At 71.1% G+C, this 16,078-nt stretch carries 15 protein-coding genes and 1 pseudogene; 8 read left to right on the forward strand and 8 right to left on the reverse strand.

Annotation, left to right across the window (positions count from 1 at the left end; genetic code table 11):
- Positions 1-9: 9 nt before the first annotated feature.
- Positions 10-309 (forward strand): transposase, encoded by a 300-nt coding sequence (locus ABFX55_RS46535; protein WP_346130302.1) that lies wholly within the window; start codon positions 10-12, stop codon positions 307-309.
- 250 nt (positions 310-559) lie between these two features.
- Complete coding sequence (locus ABFX55_RS46540; RefSeq protein ID WP_346130303.1) at positions 560-1,432, forward strand: hypothetical protein; 873 nt, start codon at positions 560-562, stop codon at positions 1,430-1,432.
- A 40-nt stretch (positions 1,433-1,472) separates the two neighbouring features.
- Here ABFX55_RS46540 and ABFX55_RS46545 read toward each other — a convergent pair whose 3' ends face one another.
- Both ABFX55_RS46545 and ABFX55_RS46550 read right to left on the reverse strand, forming a co-directional pair.
- Positions 1,473-2,162: a JAB domain-containing protein gene (locus ABFX55_RS46545; protein ID WP_346130305.1), complete on the reverse strand. Its 690-nt coding sequence runs from the start codon at positions 2,160-2,162 to the stop codon at positions 1,473-1,475.
- Between the two features lie 290 nt (positions 2,163-2,452).
- On the reverse strand, positions 2,453-3,175 hold the full coding sequence (locus ABFX55_RS46550; RefSeq protein WP_346130307.1) for a GntR family transcriptional regulator: 723 nt from the start codon (positions 3,173-3,175) through the stop codon (positions 2,453-2,455).
- Between the two features lie 385 nt (positions 3,176-3,560).
- On the opposite strand from ABFX55_RS46550, the gene dapA reads away from it, so the two are divergent.
- The gene (dapA, locus tag ABFX55_RS46555; RefSeq protein ID WP_346130309.1) at positions 3,561-4,475 is read left to right on the forward strand and encodes a 4-hydroxy-tetrahydrodipicolinate synthase; all 915 of its coding nucleotides are present in this window, start codon (positions 3,561-3,563) and stop codon (positions 4,473-4,475) included.
- Positions 4,476-4,535: 60 nt separating this feature from the next.
- The gene (locus ABFX55_RS46560) at positions 4,536-6,221 is read left to right on the forward strand and encodes a ribonuclease J (protein ID WP_183657435.1); all 1,686 of its coding nucleotides are present in this window, start codon (positions 4,536-4,538) and stop codon (positions 6,219-6,221) included.
- A gap of 78 nt (positions 6,222-6,299) precedes the next feature.
- Here the strand turns inward: ABFX55_RS46560 and ABFX55_RS46565 are convergent, their stop codons facing one another.
- From ABFX55_RS46565 to ABFX55_RS46575, 3 genes and pseudogenes are all read right to left on the reverse strand, one after another.
- On the reverse strand, positions 6,300-7,067 hold the full coding sequence (locus ABFX55_RS46565; protein ID WP_346130311.1) for an ABC transporter permease subunit: 768 nt from the start codon (positions 7,065-7,067) through the stop codon (positions 6,300-6,302).
- On the reverse strand, positions 7,064-7,816 hold the full coding sequence (locus ABFX55_RS46570) for an ABC transporter permease (RefSeq protein WP_346130312.1): 753 nt from the start codon (positions 7,814-7,816) through the stop codon (positions 7,064-7,066). The genes ABFX55_RS46565 and ABFX55_RS46570 overlap by 4 nt, the downstream gene beginning before the upstream one ends.
- 74 nt (positions 7,817-7,890) lie before the next feature.
- A pseudogene (locus tag ABFX55_RS46575) lies at positions 7,891-8,532 on the reverse strand (ABC transporter ATP-binding protein); the annotation flags it as partial.
- Positions 8,533-8,619: 87 nt separating this feature from the next.
- Here ABFX55_RS46575 and ABFX55_RS46580 point away from each other — a divergent pair.
- Genes ABFX55_RS46580 through ABFX55_RS46590 form a run of 3 tightly spaced genes read left to right on the forward strand, consistent with a single transcriptional unit; the run spans position 8,620 to position 10,822 of the window.
- Entirely contained in the window at positions 8,620-9,708 is a 1,089-nt protein-coding gene (locus tag ABFX55_RS46580) for a sensor histidine kinase (RefSeq protein ID WP_346130313.1), read from the forward strand.
- Positions 9,705-10,337 carry a response regulator gene (locus ABFX55_RS46585; RefSeq protein WP_346130315.1) on the forward strand — a complete coding sequence of 211 codons (633 nt, stop codon included), beginning with the start codon at positions 9,705-9,707 and terminating at the stop codon, positions 10,335-10,337. Before ABFX55_RS46580 ends, ABFX55_RS46585 begins: the two co-directional genes overlap by 4 nt.
- Entirely contained in the window at positions 10,334-10,822 is a 489-nt protein-coding gene (locus ABFX55_RS46590; RefSeq protein ID WP_346130317.1) for a DUF402 domain-containing protein, read from the forward strand. Before ABFX55_RS46585 ends, ABFX55_RS46590 begins: the two co-directional genes overlap by 4 nt.
- 66 nt (positions 10,823-10,888) lie before the next feature.
- On the opposite strand, the gene ABFX55_RS46595 is transcribed toward ABFX55_RS46590, so the two are convergent.
- Both ABFX55_RS46595 and ABFX55_RS46600 read right to left on the reverse strand, forming a co-directional pair.
- Positions 10,889-12,076 (reverse strand): hypothetical protein, encoded by a 1,188-nt coding sequence (locus ABFX55_RS46595; RefSeq protein ID WP_346130319.1) that lies wholly within the window; start codon positions 12,074-12,076, stop codon positions 10,889-10,891.
- 165 nt (positions 12,077-12,241) lie between these two features.
- A complete protein-coding gene (locus ABFX55_RS46600; protein WP_346130320.1) occupies positions 12,242-13,498 on the reverse strand; it encodes a glucarate dehydratase family protein in 1,257 nt (418 codons plus the stop codon).
- A gap of 113 nt (positions 13,499-13,611) precedes the next feature.
- Between ABFX55_RS46600 and ABFX55_RS46605 the strand changes: the two genes are divergently transcribed.
- Positions 13,612-15,039: an aldehyde dehydrogenase (NADP(+)) gene (locus ABFX55_RS46605; RefSeq protein WP_346130322.1), complete on the forward strand. Its 1,428-nt coding sequence runs from the start codon at positions 13,612-13,614 to the stop codon at positions 15,037-15,039.
- 127 nt (positions 15,040-15,166) lie between these two features.
- Here the strand turns inward: ABFX55_RS46605 and ABFX55_RS46610 are convergent, their stop codons facing one another.
- Positions 15,167-16,069 (reverse strand): 5-dehydro-4-deoxyglucarate dehydratase, encoded by a 903-nt coding sequence (locus ABFX55_RS46610; RefSeq protein WP_346130324.1) that lies wholly within the window; start codon positions 16,067-16,069, stop codon positions 15,167-15,169.
- Between the last annotated feature and the right edge of the window lie 9 nt (positions 16,070-16,078).

Consider the following 16,078-nt stretch of genomic DNA (forward strand, 5'->3'; position numbering starts at 1 on the left):
AGCGCGTGGGTGCACCGTTGGAAGCTCTCCGGCTATCTGGCCGGGTCCATCTCCGGGCCGTGTTTCGCGCAAACCGACCAGTGGAAAAATCGCTACCAGGCACGGCAGGGCATCGAAGCCACCATCGCCCAGGGCGTCAAGGCGTTCGGCCTGCGACGATCACGCTACCGGGGCACGGCCAAGACGCACCTGCAGCACCTGTTGACTGCCGCCGCGATCAACCTGGTGCGGCTTGACGCATGGCTGACCGACAAACCTCTGGCACCAACCCGGGTCTCCCACTTCGCAGCCCTGGCCCCCGCCGCGTAACAACCGCCACGGGGACCAATTCGCCAACAGTGTCCCAACACAGAGCGGGGCCGTCTGCTGTCCACCGGGCGGCTTCTCGGCTTCAGAAGTTGTCTCCCATCCCAGGTGGGCATCGCTTGGAGGCCTCACGGCGCTTACCGACCGCCCCTGGTGCACCGCTGTGACGACCCGCCTCTCATCGGGGCGACGACGTGCGCTGGCTGCTCGTTTCCGCCGGTGGCCATCCCGAAATGTGGTGGGATCCTGCCATATGAGATCACTGAGAGGCGCAGTGGTAGGGCTCGCGGTCGGGGTGGTCGTGGCTCTCATCTACGCCCATGCGATCGCACTGAAGCACGAGATCGGCACGATCCTCCACCACATGCTGATGTTCGTGGTCCCCTTCCCGATTGGCGCGGCGGGCGCGGCGCTGCTGCGAATGCAGCGCTGGGGCGTCGTGGCGATCGCCGGGCCGATCGCGACGTCCGTGCTGGGGACGGCGCTGATGCAGGTCATCCCCGACTTCCGCCTCTTCGGCTTCGATGAGATGTGGACCACAGGGGTGTGGGTCGCCGCTGGAGTGCTCGGATACGTGGCGGCAGCCTGGTGGGCCCGCGACCGGTGGGTCGCGATCACGGTCACCGGCCTGCTGCTGTCCGCGCATGTGATCTCGGAGCAGGTGCTGGATCAACTGAACGAATGGGAGGAGGTCCTGGCCTTCCAGCAGGAGGTCGTGGCCTTCCAACGGTCGGGCATCCCGCTGCTCGCACCGGAGATCCCTGGCTACACCATGAGGCGAGCCGAACTGTGGAACAGCGAGGAGGCCGGCCCGGCCATCCTGCTCGAGTACACGCGCCCGGGCCGGATGGACGTTCAGGTTCTCCTCCGTCGTTCCTCGGCCTCCACTCCCAGGGCTGCGTGCGGCTCGCCCTACCCTCCCCGCACATGGGGCACAAACGGCGTCTCCTGCACCCCGGCAGGGGGTGACCGATGGATTCGTAAGGACTCGTACAAGGAGGCCGCGGTGTTCGCCTGGGAGGGAACCGCTCTGATCCAGGCCGTCGGCATGACCACCCCTCGGGAGCTGTTCGCGCTCCTCGACAGTTTGCGTCCCATCACGGCCACCCAGCTCGCCCGGGTGTAACCGGTTGTCATGCGTCGTTGGAGGGATCACGGACAGCTGCTCAGGGGCCTACCGGGTGTGACGGATCGGCTGAGGGGTGCGGGATGCGGCGCCAGGCGGTGTCGGTGACGATCACGTGGTCGAGGAAGCGGAGGCCGACCGTTTCGGCGGCCTCGGACAGGCGGTGGGTGGTGGCGAGGTCGGCTTCGCTCGGGTCGAGGGAGCCGCTGGGGTGGTTGTGCGCGACGCCGAACGCCGCGCCGCCCGAGGTGAGCACCGTGGTGATGATCTCGCGGATCGGGGCCGGGGTGTGGTCGGCGCCGCCCTCCGTCATCAGGGCCCGGCGCAGGACGGCGCCGCGAGGGTCGCAGACGATGACGACGAGGCGTTCGCGGGGGTGTCCGCGCAGGAACGGGGCGGCCTGGGCGGCCAGCTCGCTCGATGAGGTGATCCGGGCGCGGGCGGGGCCCTCCTGCGCCCGCCGTACGAGGTGGAAGGCGGCGGCGATGCGGGCGGCCTTCGCGGGACCGACGCCTCGGACGGCGAGCAGGCGGTGAGCGTCGGAGCGGGCCAGCTCGCCCAGGTCGCCGCAGTGCTCGATGAGCTGGGCGGCCAGGTCGACGGCGTCGCTCCCCCTGGTGCCCTGGCCCAGGAGGAGGGCGAGGAGCTCTCTGTCGGCCAGCGCTCCAGCACCGCTGGCGAGCAGGCGCTCGCGTGGGCGGTCGGCGGTGGGCAGGTCCTTGACTCGCAATCGACACCTCCGGATCGGCACCTTGCCGGTTGTATCAACGGGCACCGACAAATCCGGGGCGGACGGGGAGCTCGCGCGCGGGATGGTGAGGAGCCCCTCCGTCGGGGCGGCGGGGCCGATCCATGGCGAACGGCAGGCGTGAGGCAAGGGGCGACGAGCCGCGCCGGGGCACGGGAGGAGGCTGGAGCCGCAGGGGGTGGAGAGTGGGTGGGTGCGGCCGGGCGGCGCGGGCATGGGGCGCCGCCCGGGCGGGGTTCGGGGACGAGGTTCCAGACGAGCAGGCGGGCTGGTCAGAGGTGGACGGCCATGCTGTAGACGATTTCAAAGCGGTCGCCTGGAACCACGATGTCGCTCGTCTCCACAGGACGTTCGCCTGCCCAGTGCGTTCGTTTGAGGTGCAGCACATGCACGCCCGCCGGCAGATCGAGCGCGTCGATCTCGGAGGGACGGGGCACGCGGGTGTGCACGCTCTCCACGATCTCGGTCACCTTGATGCCATAGGAGGACAGGCGGCCGATGAGGCTGCGGCGCTCCTCGTCGGAGTGCGGAGCGAACTCCAGCGGCTCGTAGGAGGTGGCGAGCTGGAGGGGCTTGCCGTCGGCGCGGAACACGTAGTGGGTCCTGGTGAGGGTGGTCGACTCCTCCACGCGCAGGCGCTGGGCGATGTCGGCCGTGGCCTCCACGGGTTCGCTGTGCCAGTCCCAGGTCACGCGCCGGCCCTGGCTCTGCAGGTCGGCGGCGAAAGGGGCCTGGTGGTCGTGGAAGCGCCATCTGTGCAAGGGAGCGAGGTCGGGACGCTCCCTGACGTAGTGTCCCGACCCCACCCGGCCGAAGATGAGCCCTTCGCCTGCCAGTACGCGCAGCGCATGGCGGGCGGCGGTCTCGCCGACCTGGTACTTGCGGGTCAGCTGCGCCCGTGAGGGGATGGGCGCGCCGGGGGGAAGGGTGCCGTCGTTGATCTGCCGCCGAATGTCTTCGACGACGCGCAGGTAGACCGGATCGGAACTTGCCACTAGTCCATCCCTGGGGTTGCTGTGAGGCGTTGCCCCATGTTGCCGTATTCGGCAGGTAACCCACCGTCATCGACGGGAGATGGAGTTCCAACTTTGGATGGCCGTAAAAATATTCCGAGAACTCTGTAACGCGGGCGTAAGGGGCTGCGATTCTCCGGTAGAGGTCGTCGATGTGTGTACCCCCGAGCACATATCGGCGGCCTCTTCCATGTCTCGTGCCAGTCGTGACGCTCTGCGACCGACGACGCGCTCCAGGTGAGCGGCGCGCGTGCCCGCCGTACGGCAGGCGCGCATGAACGCGAAAGCGGCGTGATAAGGGCCTGGAAATGGCGTTATGGGGGTGGCGGGGTTCGGGAGTCGGGGGAATCCGGGTAGCGTTCGCACTATGGGATCGCCCACTCGAACCTCCGAAGCCCCCTTCGGGCGCATGCTGACCGCCATGGTCACGCCGTTCACCGACGACGGCGCCGTCGATTATGACAACGCGCGCAGGCTCGCCGCCTACCTGGTGGACGAGCAGCGCAATGACGGTCTGATCGTGAGCGGCACGACGGGGGAGTCCCCGACCACCAGCGACGCGGAGAAAGAGCGTCTGCTGCGGGTCGTGGTGGAGGCGGTCGGCGACAGGGCCACCGTCGTCGCGGGCGTGGGGACGAACGACACCCATCACAGCATCGAACTGGCCAGGCAGGCCGCGCGCGCGGGCGCGCACGGGCTGCTCGTGGTGACGCCGTACTACAACAAGCCTCCGCAGGAGGGCCTCTACCGGCACTTCGCGGCTGTGGCCGGCGTGACGGGGCTGCCCGTCATGCTCTATGACATTCCCGGCAGGAGCGGCGTGCCGATCCAGACCGAGACGCTGCTCAGGCTGGCCCAGCACGACACGATCGTGGCGGTCAAGGATGCCAAGGGCGACCTGTTCGCCGCCTCCCTCGTGATGACGGCGACCGACCTGGTCTTCTACTCGGGTGACGACGCGCTCAACCTGCCGTGGCTTTCGGTGGGCGCGGCGGGGTTCGTCAGCGTGGTCGGGCACGTGGTCGGCGCCGAACTGGCCAGAATGATCGAGCTGCACAGGGCGGGCGACGTCGCGCAGGCGACCGCCCTGCACCGGCAGCTGCTTCCCGTGGTCGACGGGGTCATGAACCGCGCGGGCGGCGCGATCATGACGAAGGCGGCACTGAAGCTGATGGGCCGGTCGGTCGGCCCGATGCGGCCTCCGCTGGTGGAGGCCACCGAAGGACAGATCGCCGAGCTGCGGGCGTGCCTCGTGGCCGGTGGAGTGAAGTTGGCTGACTGAATGACAACGGGGAGGAACGGAGATATTGAGAACACGATCTGACCGGCATGGGGGCGCCGCATGAGCCATCCGCATCCGGAACTCGGCCCCCCGCCGCGCCTGCCCGACGGCGGACTGCGCATCGTGGCGCTCGGCGGCCTGGGCGAGATCGGCAGGAACATGGCGGTCTTCGAGTACGAAGGCCGGCTGCTGATCGTCGACTGCGGGGTGCTGTTCCCCGACCCGGAGCAGCCTGGTGTCGACCTGATCCTGCCCGACTTCGAGTACATCAGGGGCAGGCTCGACGACGTCGAGGCGCTGATCCTGACGCACGGCCACGAGGACCACATCGGCGCCGTGCCGTACCTCCTGCGTGAGCGGCGCGACATCCCGCTCGTCGGGTCGAGACTGACGCTGGCCTTCATCGAGGCCAAGCTCACCGAGCACCGCATCCAGCCGGAGAAGCGGCACGTCGTCGAGGGGGAGCGGCACCACTTCGGGCCGTTCGAGTGCGAGTTCTTCGCGGTCAACCACTCGATCCCCGACGCGCTCGCGGTCGCGATCAGGACCCCCGCGGGCATCGTCCTGCACACCGGCGACTTCAAGATGGACCAGCTGCCCAGCGACGGCCGCCTGACCGACCTCGGCGGGTTCGCCAGGCTCGGCTCCGAGGGCGTCGACCTGCTGATGTCCGACTCGACCAACGCCGAGGTGGCGGGGTTCGTCACCTCGGAGCGGGAGATCGGTCCCGTCGTCGACGAGGTGATCCGCACCTCGTCCAAGCGCGTGATCGTGGCGAGCTTCGCCTCCCACGTGCACCGCGTGCAGCAGGTGATCGACGCCGCGGAGAAGCACGGCCGCAAGGTCGCGCTGGTCGGCAGGTCGATGGTGCGCAACATGGGGGTCGCCCGCGACCTCGGCTACCTGCGCATCCCGAACGGCCTGGTCGTCGACTCGCGTGACATCGAGGAGTGGCCGCCGGAGGACGTGGTGCTGATCTGCACCGGTTCGCAGGGCGAGCCGATGGCCGCGCTGTCGCGCATGGCCAACCGCGACCACGCGATCCGCATCGCGCCGGGCGACACGGTGCTGCTGGCCTCCTCGCTGGTGCCAGGCAACGAGACCGCGGTCAACAAGGTCATCAACGGGCTGACCAGGTGGGGCGCGCGCGTCATCCACAAGGGCAACGCGAAGGTGCACGTGTCGGGGCACGCGGCGGCCGGCGAGCTGCTGTACGTCCTGAACCTCACCAGGCCGTCGAACTTCATGCCGGTGCACGGCGAGTGGCGCCACCTGCGCGCGCACGCCAAGCTGGCCTCGATGACCGGCGTGCCCGACGACCACATCGTGATCGCCGAGGACGGCGTCGTGGTGGACCTGGTCGACGGCGTCGCGAAGATCACCGGTGCGGTGCAGGCGGGGTACGTCTACGTCGACGGCATCTCGGTCGGCGAGATCACCGACACCTCGCTGAAGGACCGGCGCATACTCGGTGACGAGGGCTTCGTCTCGGTCGTCGTGGTGGTCGACTCCAACACCGGCAAGCTCACCGCGGGGCCCGAGATCCACGCCCGTGGTTCGGGAATAGACCCCGAGCGCTTCGACGAGATCATCCCGGTGATCGAGAAGGCGATCGAGCAGAACGCCGCCGACGGGGTGGTGGACATGCAGCAGATCCGCCGCGTGGTCCGCAGGACGGTGGGGCGCTGGGTGAGCGACACCTACCGCCGCCGCCCGATGATCATCCCGGTGATCGTGGAGGTCTGAGCCAGGCCTTGCGAAGACCCCAGCCCGCAGTCCGGGGCTGGGGTCTTTCCCGTTGGGACGGCGTGGCCGCGTGCGTGGTCAGACGTCTCGTCCCCGGATGAGGAGGAGGCCCGCGCCCAGCGGCACCACCGCGTACAGCACCAGCGCCACCGCCGCCGCGAAGGGGGACAGCAGGGCGCCGTAGACCGAGGACGTGAGGTCCTCGCCGGTGATCTCGCGGGGCAGCGCGCCGAGCATCACCGAGCCGAGCCGCTCGCTCCACGGCTCCGGCAGGTTCCCGACGATCATCGGGATGACGTAGACCAGCCCCACCAGGATCGCGATGGCCCCCGCCGCCGAGCGCAGCACCGCGCCGAGGCCCAGGCCGAGCAGCGCGTACACCGCGACGGTGAGGCTGGAGGTGACGAGTGTCGGCAGCCTGTCGGCGAAGCCGGCCACGGGATAGCGGCTCTCCAGCATCCACCAGGAGACGGCGTACGTGGCGAACACCACGACGGGCCCGACGACGAGGCCCAGGCCGCCCACGACCACGGACTTGGCCGCCAGCACCGGCCAGCGTCCGGGTACCAGGGCGAGGCTCGTCCTGATCAGGCCGGTGGCGTACTCGGAGGTGATCGCGAGCACGCCCATGATCCCCATGGCCAGCTGGGGCACGATCAGCACCACCTCCTCCAGTTCGGCGACCCTGGCGCCGGCGCGCATCGAGGCGGGGGCGCTGTCGTACATCGCGATCGCCGACATGGCCACCGCCACCGCGAGCGGGATCGCGCCGAGGGAGATCGCCAGGATGAGAGGGCTGGAGCGGATCGAGCGGATCTTCAGCCATTCGGCGGCCAGCACGTTCACGCGTCCCTCCTCTCGAAGACCAGGAAGGCCGCGACCAGCGCCACGAGCGCGTACCCGGCCAGGACGGCGACCGCGGCGGCAGGGGGCAGCAGGCCGTCCAGCCGGGTGGAGATCCGCTCGCCCGCGATCTGCGGCACCAGGTTCGGCAGCATCCAGGCGCCTACCCTCACGTTCCACGGCTGCGGCAGGTAGGGCGCGATGCCAGGCAGGACGAACAGCAGCCCCACGACCAAGCCGACGGCCGCGGCGGTCGAGCGGGTGACCACGCCGAGGCCCAGTCCGACCAGCGCGAGGACGGTCACCGACAGCACCGAGCCGAGCAGCAGCGGCAGGTCGTCGCTGAAGGAGCCCGCGTTGTAGCCGACCGCGCGGTCACCGGCGATGAGGTGGCTGACGGCGTAGGTGATGAAGATCACGGCGAGCGCCGACAGCGTCGTGGCGGCCGCCACGACCGTCGCCTTCGCCGCCAGCAGCGCCCCGCGGCGCGGCACGGCGGTGAGGCTCGCGCGGACGGTGCCCGTGCCGTACTCCGCGGTGACGGCCAGCACGCCGACCAGGGCCAGGCTGATCTGGACGAGCGGCAGGAACCCCTCCTCGGGCGCGGCGGCCCTGATGGAGCCGCGCGCGTCGGCCAGCGTGCCGACGTAGAAGCTCCAGACCGCGCCCAGGACGATCACGAGCGCGGCGGCGCCGATCGCGTAGCGGGTGGAGGAGACCGAGCGCAGCTTCAGCCACTCCGAGGCGATCACAGGGCCGCTCCGTACTCGACGCTGCCTGCGGTCAGGGCGAGGTAGGCCGACTCCAGGGAGTCGTACCGCTCGGTGAGGTCCTTCACCGACGTCTCGACGATCAGCCGGCCCCTGCCGACGATGACGATCCTGTCGGCGGTCAGCGCCATCTCGCTCATCAGGTGGCTGGACAGCAGGACGGTCCTGCCCTCGGCGGCCAGCGAGCGCATCAGGTCGCGGATCCACCGCACGCCGTCGGGGTCGAGCCCGTTGACGGGCTCGTCGAACATCAGCACGCCGGGGTCGCCCAGTAGCGCGGCGGCGATGCCGAGACGCTGCTTCATGCCGAGGGAGAAGCCGCCCGCCTTCTTGCGCGCCACCCCGGCCAGCCCGACCTGCTCGAGCACCTCGGCGACGCGCACGGGGCCGATGCCGTTGCTGCGAGCCATCCAGAGCAGGTGGTTGTAGGCCGAGCGGGTGGGATGAAGAGCGTTGGCGTCGAGGAGCGCGCCCACCTCGTGCAGGGGCCTGCCGAGCGTCGCGTAGCGGCGGCCGTTCACCAGCGCCTCGCCCGAGGTCGGGGTGTCGAGGCCGAGGATCAGCCGCATCGTGGTGGACTTGCCCGCGCCGTTCGGGCCGAGGAAGCCGGTGACGTGACCCGGCTCGACGGTGAACGACAGGTCGTCCACGGCGCGGGCCGTCCCGTAGCGTTTGGTCAGCTGTTTCACTTCGATCACCCCCTCACGGTCGGGGAAGGCGGGCGCCCCGCACATCGGACCCCGGTATGACGTGGACTGTCGGCGCCGCCGGATAGCGTTCGGGTCGTGGACTTCACCAGGCGGCTCACCCGAGGCCAGCTCATCGGCCTCGACTGCCTGGCCGGATGGGCCATCGCCATGGTCAGCCTGACCTCCGCGGCCACCGCGCAGGCGCCGGTCTGGGCCAAGCTCGCCCTCGCCCTCGGCCTGGGCCCTCCGCTGGCGGTGCGCAGGCTGTGGCCGGTGAGCGTCTTCGGCTTCGTCCTGGCGGTGTCGATGGTCGCGAGCGTCTCCGGCGTGGTGAGCATGGCCTACCTGTCGCCCACCTACGCGCTCTACGTCGTGGCGCTGGAGCGGCCCGGCAGGGTGCCCACCAACACGGTCGCGATCGTGACCGTGGTCACGGCGGTGTCGCTGACCGTGGCGGGAGCGCCGGCCGGCTGGGCGCGCGGCGTCGGCGACGTCCTGTTCGGGCTGGCCGCCATGGGCGGGGCGTGGACGGTCGGGCGGGCCGTCCACGAGAGAAGGCTCTACGCGGCGCGCGCCGCCGAGCGGCTGGTCACCGAGGAGCGGCTGCGCATCGCCCGCGAGCTGCACGACGTCGTCGCGCACAGCATGGGGCTCATCGCGGTCAAGGCGGGCGTGGCCAACCACGTGATGCGCAGCAGGCCAGAGGAGGCGCACGACGCGCTGAAGGTGATCGAGAGCGCCAGCCGCGACGCGCTGACCGAGATGCGCCATCTGCTCGGCGTGCTGCGCACCGAGCCGCCCGACCTGCGTCCCGTGCCCGAGCTGGCGGAGCTGGCCGAGCGGACCAGGCTGGCGGGGGTGGCGGTCGAGCTGCGGGCCACCGGGGTGGACGACCTGCCCGAGGGCGTACGGCTGGCGGTGCACAGGATCGTGCAGGAGGCGCTCACGAACGTCGTCAAGCACGCCGCCCCCGCCCCCTGCAGGGTGACGGTGACGGCCGACGGCGGGCAGGCGTTCGTCGAGGTGGTCGACGAAGGGCCGGGGCGGCGCACGTTGCCCGCCACGGTGGAAGGTCACGGGCTGATCGGGATGAGGGAGAGGGTCATGATGTACGGCGGCACGTTCTCGGCGGGGCCGGGCCCGTCGGGGGGCTTCAGGGTGGCGGCGACCCTGCCCTACCCATGATCCGCGTCCTCATCGCCGACGACCAGGTGCTGCTGCGCGGCAGCTTCAGGGTGCTGGTCGACAGCGAGCCCGATCTGAGCGTGGTCGGCGAGGCGGGCACCGGCGCGCGGGCGGTGGAGCTCGCGCGCGCCACGCGCCCCGATGTGGTGCTGATGGACGTCAGGATGCCGGAGATGGACGGCATCGAGGCCACGCGCAGGATCGGCGGCGTGGCCAGGGTGCTGATCGTGACCATGTTCGACCTCGACGCCTACGTCTACTCGGCGCTGCGGGCGGGCGCGTCGGGGTTCCTGCTCAAGGACACCCCTCCCGCCGACCTGCTGGCGGCGATCAGGCTCGTGGCCAGGGGGGAGGCGCTGCTCGCGCCCACGGTCACGCGCAGGCTGATCGAGGAGTTCGCGCGGCCTGCCGTACGGGGGCTGGAGGGCATCACCGACAGGGAGCGCGAGGTGCTCACGCTGATCGCGCGCGGCCTGTCGAACACCGAGATCACCGAGCGCCTGCACCTCAGCATGGCGACGGTCAAGACGCACATCGGCCGCCTGCTGACCAAGCTCGAGGCCCGCGACAGGGCCCAGCTGGTGATCGCGGCGTACGAGAGCGGGCTCGTTGTACGGTCGGGGGCATGAAGGTCATTTTCCGGAAATATGGCGGTTCCCTCCACTGGCACCACCCCGCCAGGCTGCTGGGCGAGGACGCGCACGGCGTGTGGGTGGGCTGCGAGGCCGGCACGACGGGCGCCAAGGGCGACGGGCCGCCGGTGGTGTGGGAGCGCGCGTTCGTGATGCTCTTCCCGCGCGACGCGTGGTGGGTGGCGCTGTTCAACGACGAGGGCCACAAGCTCGACGTCTACGTCGACGTCACCACCGTGCCCGAGTGGCGGGACGGGGAGGTCACGATGATCGACCTCGACCTCGACGTGGTGCGCACGAAGGAGGGGCGGGTCTTCGTCGACGACGAGGACGAGTTCGCCGAGCACCAGGTGCTGCTGGGGTATCCGCCCGAGGTGATCGCCCAGGCCGAGGCGGCGGCGCGCGGGCTGGTCAAGGCGGTGACCGACCGCGTGCCGCCCTTCGACGGCACCCATCTGCCGTATCTCTCCCAGGTCCGCTGACGCGCCGCCGCGATACCGCCCCGAAGGACTCTCAAGGGCGCAGCCTTCGGGAAAGTCGTCGGGATCTCAGGACCGGACGGCGCGCAACGCCCTGGCCAGCGTGTCCAGGCGGGCCGGTGAGGCGAGGCCGACGTGGTAGAGGTGCAGCTCGTCGGCTCCCGCCTTCGCGTAGGCGGTGAACGACTCGGCGAGCTGGGCCTCGTCGGCGGGCTTGGGCGGCAGGAACAGCGCGTAGGCCCCCAGGCGCTGGCCGGGGGAGGAGAGCGCGGACAGCCTCGTGAGGTTCGAGACGGCCTCCTCCTGGGTGCCCCAGCACATGCCCACCAGCCCGTCGAGCGAGGGGTCGGCGTCGGGCAGGGTAGCGAAGGGGCCGGCCGCCCACGGGTCGGGGCTGGCGTGCGTCCTGATCGGCAGGCCGGGGGACAGCTCCCTGGCGGCCGCGACCAGCCTGGCGCGCAGCGAGCTCGCCAGCCTGCCCCGACGCTCCCGCACGGCCCCTGCCGGCTCCCTGAGCGCCTCCTCCACCGACCCGGCCTCCACAGGCCCGGCATTCACAGGCCCCCGCCCCGCTCCCGTGCCCGGGGCCCCGATGGTGTCGGAAGGGCCGTCGATGGCGGTGCGGACTCTCGTGCGCAGCTCGTCGGCGTCGGGGTAGCCGGGCAGGCAGGCCGTACAGAAGCAGAGGGAGAGCAGGGCCGAGTGGACGGAGGTCCAGTCCGCGCCGCCCGTCTTCTCGTGGACGCTCTGGTGACCGAACCCCATCGGCCCGCACGCCTCCAGGATCAGCCCGTCGGGCGCGCCCACTGAGACGATCTCCCTGACCAGCCGCTCGCAGTACTCGGCGACGTCCTCGTGGGAGGGGCACAGAGCGTACGGGTAGGCGTCGCCGAAGGCGTTGCGGACCACCACGTCGGGGTGGGCGGCGCCGAGGTGGCTGCTGTGGGTGAGGATCGTCCAGGCGTGGACGGGCAGGCCGACGGCGTGCAGGGCGTCGCGCGCCTGCAGGAACGCGTCGGGGGAGGTCCAGGTGGGGTTCGGGGGGACGAGCCTGCCCCATGCCGACGGTCGTACGGGCAGGTAGAAGGCGGAGTAGGGCACGTCGAGCACGCGGTGCGCGGGGTGGAGGGGGGTGGCGGCGCGGGTGGAGTGGTAGGAGGCGGCCAGCGCGACCGCGTCCACCCCGAGCGCGGCGATCCTGCCGGGCGCGGCGGGGTCGCCGACGACGTCCCAGGGGTAGACGTAAGCGATGTTCATGGGGGCCGATTCTCCAGGGATCGTGTGGGCGCGCTCTCGACAAGCGGCCCGCGGCGGACGGTGGGCGCCTCTGGTGAGGGAGGGCCGATCTCCGCGGAGCCGGTTCCGGAGCCGGCGGAGGTGACTACAAGGGGGTGCCGACCGGCGGGGCGGCATCCCCTGGAGTCACCAGCGTGGCCGGGTGTTGGTGAAGGAGGGGTTGAACCTGCGCATGTACGAGGTGTCGTCACGCGCCGTGAACCCGCACGTGAGGTACTGCTCGTGCATCACCGCCAGCGCGTCGCGGTCCAGTTCGACGCCGAGCCCCGGCCCCTTCGGCACCGGTACCGCGCCGTCCACGAAGCGCAGCGCGCCGGGTGCGACCACGTCCTGACCGTCCTGCCACGGGGTGTGGGTGTCGCAGGCGGTGGCGACGTTCGGCACGGCGGCGGCCAGGTGGGTCATGGCGGCCAGGCTGATGCCGAGGTGGGAGTTGGAGTGCATCGACAGCGAGATCCCGAACGTCTCGCACAACCGCGCCAGCTGCACCGAGCGCTCCAGCCCGCCCCAGTAGTGGTGGTCGGACAGCAGCACACCGATAGCTCCCTGCCTGATGGCGGGCGGCAGGTGCTCGAACGTCACCACGCACATGTTCGTGGCCAGCGGCATCGGCGCCTGAGCGGCGACCGCCGCCATGTCCTCGATGCCCGCCGTGGGGTCCTCGAGATACTCCAGCGTTCCCTCCAGCGCCCGCGCCACCTCGAGCGAGGTTTCGACCGACCAGACGGCGTTGGGGTCCAGGCGCAGCGGGTGCGAGGGGAAGGCCTCGCGCAGCGCCAGGATGGCGTCGACCTCCTGCGAGGGTTCGAAGACGCCGCCCTTGAGCTTGATGGAGCGGAAGCCGTACTCCTCGATGAGCAGGCGGGCCTGCGCCACGATCCCTTCGGGATCGAGCGCCGCGCCGAACCTGTCGTCGGCCTCGCCCGGGTGCCCCGCCCACTTGTAGAACAGATAGGCGCTGTACGGCACGGCCTCGCGCACCGCGCCGCCGAGCAGGTCGCTGACGGGACGGCCGAGCGCCTTGCCGCGGATGTCCAGGCAGGCCACCTCGAACGGGGAGTAGACCCGGTCGACGCTCTTCTCCTTGGTGGCCGCGCCCGTCAGGCCGTGCAGGTCGGACACCACGTCGCCGACCAGGGCCGCGACGCGGGAGTAGATCTCGTTCTGCGCGTGGACGTCGAGCCCGATCAGCGCCTTCGCCGCCGTGCGCACCTTCTCCAGGTGAGCCAGGTCGCCGTAGGTCTCGCCGAGCCCGGACAGGCCCTCGTCGGTGACGACCTCGACGACGGTGCGCAGCGCCCACGGTTCGTGGACTCCCGCGGCATTGAGCAGGGGAGGGTCGCGGAACGCGACGGGGGTGACAGTGATCTCTCTGATGTTCATATATGTGAACGACCGCCAGAATTGTGGACGACTGTCGGTAACTGTAAGAATCGGGCGCAGTGAGTGTCAATAGCAGGCTAAAGTGAAGTGTGATATTGCACAGGGGTGAAGCGATGATCCACGCATACGACCCGCGCACCGGCGAGAGCTTCGGCGAGGCGATCGCCGAGAGCACCGACGCGGAGGTCGACGCCGCCGTCGAGGCGGCCCACGCGGCCGCCCCCGCCTGGCGCGCGGCCGCCAGGCCTGAGGTGCTGGAGGCGGTTGCCTCCGCGCTGGAGGCCAACGTCGAGGAGCTCTGGACGGTCGCCGACAGGGAGACCGCGCTCGGCGAGACCAGGCTGCGCGGCGAGGTGGCCCGCGCGGCCAGCCAGTTCAGGCTGTTCGCCGAGGTCCTCAGGGACGGCGGCCACCTGGAGGCGGTCATCTCCCGCCAGGCGGACGTGCGCCGCATGAACCATCCGCTGCCCGGCGTCGTGGGCGTCTTCTCGGCCTCGAACTTCCCCTTCGCCTTCTCCGTCGCGGGCGGCGACACCGCGTCGGCGCTGGCGGCAGGCTGTCCCGTCGTCGTCAAGGCGCACCCGGCCCACCCGCTGACCTCCGAGCTGTCGGCCGGCGTGATCAGGTCCGCGCTGCCCGACCCCGCGCTGCTCGGCCTGGTCCACGGCCTCGCCGCAGGCAAGCGCCTGGTGCAGCATCCCGACGTGGTCGCGGTCGGGTTCACCGGGTCGATCCCCGGCGGCAAGGCGATCCAGGCGCTCATCGACGAGCGTCCTGAGCCGATCCCGTTCTTCGGTGAGCTGGGCAGCGTGAACCCGGTCGTCGTGCTGCCCTCGGCGGCGCGCGAAGGGCTCGCCTCCGGCTTCGCCGCCTCCCTCACGCTCGGCACGGGCCAGTTCTGCACCAACCCCGGGCTGGTGTTCGTGCCGGACGACGCCGACCTGGTGGCCTCGCTGGGTACGGCGGTGGCGGGCAGCAGCGGTTCGGCCATGCTCAGCGAGCGGATCAGGCAGGGCTACCTCGACGGCGTCGAGCGCCTGGCCAAGCTCACCCTGCTGGCCGAGGGCGCGCAGGGCGAGGCGGCGTGGGCCGTCGCGCCGCGCGTCTTCACGATCGACCTCGCGGCCTTCGCCGAGGGGCTGCCCGCGATCGCCGAGGAGTGCTTCGGGCCCTCGTCGATCGTGGTGACCTACGGAGACGCCGCCGAGCTCCCCTCGGTGCTGGAGCGCCTGGAGGGCTCGCTCACGGCCACCGTCCACGCCACCGACGTCGACGAGGCGCGCCCCGTCGCCGAGGCGCTGGCGCGCAGGGCGGGCCGGCTGATCTGGAACGGCTGGCCGACGGGGGTCGCGGTGTGCTGGGCGATGCACCACGGCGGACCGTGGCCGGCCAGCACGGCCTCCGCGCACACCTCGGTGGGCGCGATGGCGATCAGGCGCTGGGTACGGCCGACGGCCTACCAGGGCTGGCCGTCGGAGCTGCTGCCGCCGGAGCTGCGCGACGACAACCCGCTGGGCGTCCCGCAGCGCGTCGACGGCTGATCCGACCGGCTGATCCGACCGGCAGAACCGACCGGCAGAGACGGCGGGACAGCCCAAGGGGCCCGTGCGGGAGAGCCATCAGGCCCTCCCGCACGGGCTCCGCTCTCCCTGCGGGCCGGATCGCCGGCTACCCGGCCAGCTCCAGGCCCGTGGCGATGATGCGTTCCAACACGGCCACGTGCTCGGGCGTCGCGTCCACCAGCGGCGCGCGCACGCTGCCCGCGTCGAGCCCGCGCAGCCGTACGCCCGCCTTCACCAGCGACACCGCATAGCCGGGCACGAGGTCGCGCAGCTCGACCAGCGGCAGGTAGAACGAGGTCAGCAGCCGCTGGACCAGCACCTCGTCCCCGCCCGTCACGGCCTTGTAGAAGGCGAGCGCGATCTCGGGGGCGAAGGCGAACACCGCGCTGGAGTACAGGGGCACGCCGAGTCCCCTGTAGGCGGGGACCGTCAGCTCGGCCGTGGGCAGGCCGTTGAAGAAGGTGAAGTCGCGATCGGTCGCCTCCCGTACGCGCAGGATGATGCGCTGGAGCAGGTCGAAGTCACCGAGGCCGTCCTTGAAGCCGATGACGCTGGGCAGTTCGGTCAGCGCGACGGCGGCCGTCGGGGTGAACCTGGCCGTGCCCCGCTGGTAGACGATGATCGGCAGGTCGGTGACGGCGGCGACCTGCCGTACGTAGTCGACCAGACCCGTCGCGGGGGCGGTCACCAGGTAGGGCGGCATCAGCAGCAGGCCGTCGGCGCCGGCCTCGGCGGCGGCCCTCGCGCACGACTGCGCGAACGGGAGCGACCCGCCCGCGCCCGACAGGACCGGCGCATGACCGGAGGCGGCTGCGACCGAGGTGGCGACCACGGTGGCGTACTCGTCCAGGCTCAGGGCGTTGAACTCACCGGTGCCGCAGGCGGCGAACACCCCTCCGGCCCCCGCGGCGACCCCCTTGGCGACATGCGCGGCCAACGCCTGGCCGTTCACGGACCCGTCGGTATCGAAGGGGGTCACCGGGAAGAAGAGAACACCATCAAGACGCATTTTTCCTCC

The sequence above is a fragment of the Nonomuraea roseola genome, assembly GCF_039535395.1.
Taxonomy (GTDB): Bacteria; Actinomycetota; Actinomycetes; order Streptosporangiales; family Streptosporangiaceae; genus Nonomuraea; species Nonomuraea roseola.